Raw genomic sequence first — 4,027 nt, 5'->3', positions numbered from 1 at the left:
ACCAAGACCGACCCGTCCTTCGCCGACATGCTCGCCAAGCTCCGCCGCGTGATCATCGCCGCCCGATTTCTTCCCGTCACCCCAGGCCAGCCGACAGACGCCGAAATCCAGGCCGTCCACCAAGCCTGGGCCCAAGCAGGCATCCAGCACACAGCCTGATCACACCGGCCCCGCGAGAACAGCGAAAGTCGAGCGTGGCGGTAACGGCGCTGCAGCGGGCCTTCCCTCAGGGGTGCGAGCACCGGCTCGGTTGGTGGAAGAACCGGTGGGCCCACCGCTACCACCGCGGGCCCCGGGCCGGCGGTGCTGGGCCGCCGTAGCGGCGCGGCGCGGGCCGGCCGCGCCTCCTCTACGCGGACATCGCCGAAGGACGCATCCGTCTGCCTACGAGCAACTCGATGCGATGCGTCGGAAAGAGCGGGAGCAGGTGGCTGGGCACCTAAACGCACCCCATGCCGGGCCCGCCGCGTGCTCGGTCCAGGTGGCGATCAGGAACGCCAGGTCCGCTCGCGCGGGGTCAGGCGTGGTCGACGAGCTCCGACTTGCCCTGCTGGCGGGCGCAGTGCGCACAGCAGAAGAACTGCCCATCGGCCTGAAGGCCGTGACCGAGGATGCGGCATTGGCAGTTGTCGCAGATCGGCGCCATCTGCTGGGCGGCGCACTCGAGGCTGTCGAAGGTATGGACCGCTCCCTTGGCATGCACTTCGAAAGACATCTCGTAGTCGTTGCCGCAGACCTCACACACGGCCATGGACGCTCAACTCCTCACGGCTTCCCGGACAGGACCGCTACCGGTAGCTGCAACCGCCAGCGTTCCTCGACGGTAGTGAAGGGACGCCACTGTCCCCAGGCGGCACGTTGGCCTGCAGCCCGAGCGTCATACAGGAATCACTCGGCCGGGCGCGTACGGTCGTCAGTGGCAAGCCCTGCTTCAGGCCGGGCACGTGTGGGCCGACGGCGCCGTGCTTTCGTTCGCGCGTTGCACGGGCACCTCAGGGCCGGGCAGGCGCCGCAGCCGCTCGTCGACCATGGTGCTCGCGCCGACTCCTCCCGTCGCCGGCCGAGGACGAACGCGAACCGGTCCGCAAACACCAGCACGGGCTCCGGATGGGCGACGCGCATCTCCTCGATGCCCTTCTCGATCTCGCTGTCGCTGAAGGTGGACAGCAGGGACATGTAGCGGGCGCGCACCATGCGAAGTTACCTCTCCCGGCCGATGCGCAGCTCATGCTCGACATAGCTGAGACCGGCTTCCAGCCCCGCCGCCCGCACGTGACCCTCGATCACAGCCGGGTCGGGCTGCAACTCCTCGAACCGCGCAAGGGCCGCCTCGAACAGCAGGTACTGGATGCCGGCCGGCAGCATCACCACCAGTAGCCGGCCTCCGGGCGCCAGCCGATCGGCCAGGCCACGCAGCGTGTGCGCCGGGAGGCCTGTCCTGGAGTCGACGTCGGCGCTCCGGTCGAGGGGGTCCGGCCGTAGAGCCTGGGCGATCTGGCCGGACATTCAGCGAACGTGGTCCGAGCCGTGGACCCAGGTCGGGTGCCGAACTGGTTCAGCCGTCGGCTTCGGTCTCCGGCCCGGGCGCGTCGCCGATGCAGACGCGCAGGTCATGTATGCCTTGCAGGATGTCGATGAGGGCCTCTTCCGCCCCGCTCAGAGCGCTTCGGGTTCCCTCAGCATCGCCGCGCTCGGCGTGCAACTGGGCGCCCAGCGCGTACACCGCTGTCATGACGGCGGCGAAGGCGGCCTCCCGGCCCGGTGGCAGATCTTCCGCCTCGGGTTCGGAGACCTGCACCGCGGTGCGCTGCAGCCGGTTCGTCAGGACGTTGAGCGCCAGGCCGGCATCCGCTCCTACTTGTTCCTCCCAGCCGAGCAGCGTCTGAAGGACGTCCTCGATCTCCCCCTCCTCGGTCAGACGGGTTGCGGCGGTGATCTCAAGTTCAGTTTTCGCCAGCAGGCTGCCCAGCAACTGCAGACGGTCCTCTTCCTGCGGCCCTCTGGGTCGCTTCTCCGGATCTGCCACCGGCTCAGCCGCCAGAGCGGCCAGCGCTGCGTAGATCTGCTCAGCACTTGCCGGGCGCTCGCTACTGATGCTCACGCCTTCAGCTTCACCCAGCGAAGGGGTACCCGCCTGCCCAGCATGGTCGAGTCCCAGGCGATTCCACCACCCGGGCCAGCGCGTCGGCGCCGCCGCCGCGTCGGGCGACGAGGGTGCGGCGGCGGTGCGGTGCGAAGCCATGCAGCACGTGCAGCGTCGGTGAACACTCCTGCGTGACCAAGTCTGCGGAAGCTTGTTCGGATGCACACCCGGAAAGATCTTCGCCTTGTCACACCCGGCAGGCGCCGACCGCGGGGCTTTGGGCCGGACCGACGACACGCTGGGCCGAATGAACAACGAAGGAGCCGTCCGGCCCGCACCGGAGCACGCCGCCGCGATCCGCCCGTCGGTGGTCTCGGGGCCGGGAAGCGGGCCGTCGAGGCGAAGCCTGGTACGGCGGCGACCGCATCGGCGCTACCGGACGTCGTAGACGTCGGCAACAAACGTCGCCAACTCCGGACTATGCCGCTGCTGCTTGGGCGAATGCCTCCAGCAGCCCGGCCCAGCCCCCCGGCGAGTCGAACGCGGCACGGGCCTGCTCCTGGGCCTCGCCGAAGCGGTCCAGGTCACGGTGTTCGAGTTCCACGCGGGTACGGCCGGGCCCCTCGGACACGAAGCGGATCTCCACCTCGGTCACCAGCTCCGGGTCGAATTTCCAGGTGGCGTCGATCTGCCAGGCCAGCACCAGACGCGTGGGTGGCTCCCACGCCAGCACGCGGCCCCAATCGCACTCGCTGCCGTCGGTGTCGATCTCATACCAGCGACCACCTTCCCTGCCTTCGAGTACCGCCTGCTTCAGGTCGCTCTCTCCGATCTTGTGGTTCCGCGGCCACCAGCCGTCGAAGCCCTGGGTGAAGACGGCGAACGCCTTCTCGATCGGCGCCTGGACGGTCACACTCCTGCGGACGGACGCATCAGTCATCTGCTTGCTCGCTTTCGCTTTCGCTTTCGGCGGCCGCGGCGAACGCGGCCAGTGCCTGGTCCCAGAACCGATCCAGCCAGGCGCGCAGGGTGCCCAGCCCGGCCGGGTTGAGCTGGTAGAGGCGCCGCGTACCGACGGCTCGGTCCACTACCAGCCCGGCCTCCTTGAGCACCCTCAGGTGCTGGGAGACCGCGGGGCGGCTCACCGGCAGGCCCTCTGCCAGCTGGCCCACCGCCTTGGGGCCATCAGCGAGACATTCGAAGATGGCCCGACGGGTCGGGTCGGCGAGTGCAGACAGGGCATCTATGTAAGTCGCCACTTACGTAAGTTACGGCTTACGGACTGGCGGGGCAAGCTCGTGTGTGACTGCACGGCTAGGCGGCCCCTCGCCAGCCCGCCAAGGCACGTGCCTTACAGAGCTCCAGAAGGCCGCTGACGGATCGCGCATGCCGCCACTTCCGGACGACGGCGCCGCCGACCCTGCCCACCGCCCCCGACGGCCGCGCACGCCGCGCTCCCCGGTCACCAGGCGCCGGGCGCCGACCCGGACCACCCGCCGCCTCCGCCCCGGGGCCGCGCCACTGAAGCCGGTTCTGTAGCTGCTCGAAGGCGAGCCGACCCGCTGCATCCCATACGACCAGCTCGCCGTCCAGCGCGGTCGCGTCCGGTAGCTACGCGAAGCCGGCGGCCGGCCTCGGGCCGCCAGTTACTGCATCGGTGCCCTCTCCGGACACCCGCCGAGTCCGCGTCACCCAGCGCGACAGCTGGTTTCCTCTCCTGCTGCTCGGCGCGCTCACGCTAGGCGGAATCCTGGTCAGCCGCTACATCTTCAAGGTCCTGACCGTTCCCCGCCCGGAGATCCAACCTGCGGCAGGTACTGGCTGCACTTTGATCAGGCAGGGCTCGCCGGTCTACCTCTGATCTTGGCCAGTGCTCCGCCCTTCAGGGCGGGGGTGAAGGCCATCCTTGGGTCGGAGGCGCGGAGCGCCGGAGTGCTCTGCGCC

At 69.4% G+C, this 4,027-nt stretch carries 6 protein-coding genes; all 6 read right to left on the bottom strand.

Features of this window, described 5'->3' with window-relative positions:
* Positions 1-517 precede the first annotated feature (517 nt).
* Positions 518-751, bottom strand: coding sequence for a hypothetical protein (locus ACFYX0_RS47030; protein ID WP_388981792.1), 234 nt, complete (start codon positions 749-751; stop codon positions 518-520).
* 137 nt (positions 752-888) lie between these two features.
* On the bottom strand, positions 889-1,194 hold the full coding sequence (locus tag ACFYX0_RS47025; protein ID WP_388981789.1) for a hypothetical protein: 306 nt from the start codon (positions 1,192-1,194) through the stop codon (positions 889-891).
* 6 nt (positions 1,195-1,200) lie between these two features.
* Entirely contained in the window at positions 1,201-1,506 is a 306-nt protein-coding gene (locus ACFYX0_RS47020; RefSeq protein ID WP_388981786.1) for a hypothetical protein, read from the bottom strand.
* A 49-nt stretch (positions 1,507-1,555) separates the two neighbouring features.
* Positions 1,556-2,101: a hypothetical protein gene (locus tag ACFYX0_RS47015; protein ID WP_388981785.1), complete on the bottom strand. Its 546-nt coding sequence runs from the start codon at positions 2,099-2,101 to the stop codon at positions 1,556-1,558.
* 460 nt (positions 2,102-2,561) lie between these two features.
* Complete coding sequence (locus ACFYX0_RS47010) at positions 2,562-3,023, bottom strand: SRPBCC family protein (protein ID WP_388981782.1); 462 nt, start codon at positions 3,021-3,023, stop codon at positions 2,562-2,564.
* Positions 3,016-3,342, bottom strand: a complete 327-nt coding sequence (locus ACFYX0_RS47005; protein WP_388981780.1) for an ArsR/SmtB family transcription factor — start codon at positions 3,340-3,342, stop codon at positions 3,016-3,018. Before ACFYX0_RS47005 ends, ACFYX0_RS47010 begins: the two co-directional genes overlap by 8 nt.
* Positions 3,343-4,027: the final 685 nt, after the last annotated feature.

This window comes from Streptomyces sp. NPDC002573 (genome assembly GCF_042889625.1).
GTDB classification, from domain to species: Bacteria; Actinomycetota; Actinomycetes; order Streptomycetales; family Streptomycetaceae; genus Streptomyces; species Streptomyces gibsoniae.
The sequence above is the reverse complement of the archived record's forward strand: the minus strand, read 5'-3'. Positions and strand labels throughout refer to the sequence as shown.

Excerpts from the sequence above, each read along its gene's own strand:
- ACFYX0_RS47030 (WP_388981792.1), bottom strand. The coding sequence starts at position 751 with ATGGCCGTGTGTGAGGTCTGCGGCAACGACTACGAGATGTCTTTCGAA.
- ACFYX0_RS47025 (WP_388981789.1), bottom strand. The coding sequence starts at position 1,194 with ATGGTGCGCGCCCGCTACATGTCCCTGCTGTCCACCTTCAGCGACAGC.
- ACFYX0_RS47020 (WP_388981786.1), bottom strand. The coding sequence starts at position 1,506 with ATGTCCGGCCAGATCGCCCAGGCTCTACGGCCGGACCCCCTCGACCGG.
- ACFYX0_RS47010 (WP_388981782.1), bottom strand. The coding sequence starts at position 3,023 with ATGACTGATGCGTCCGTCCGCAGGAGTGTGACCGTCCAGGCGCCGATC.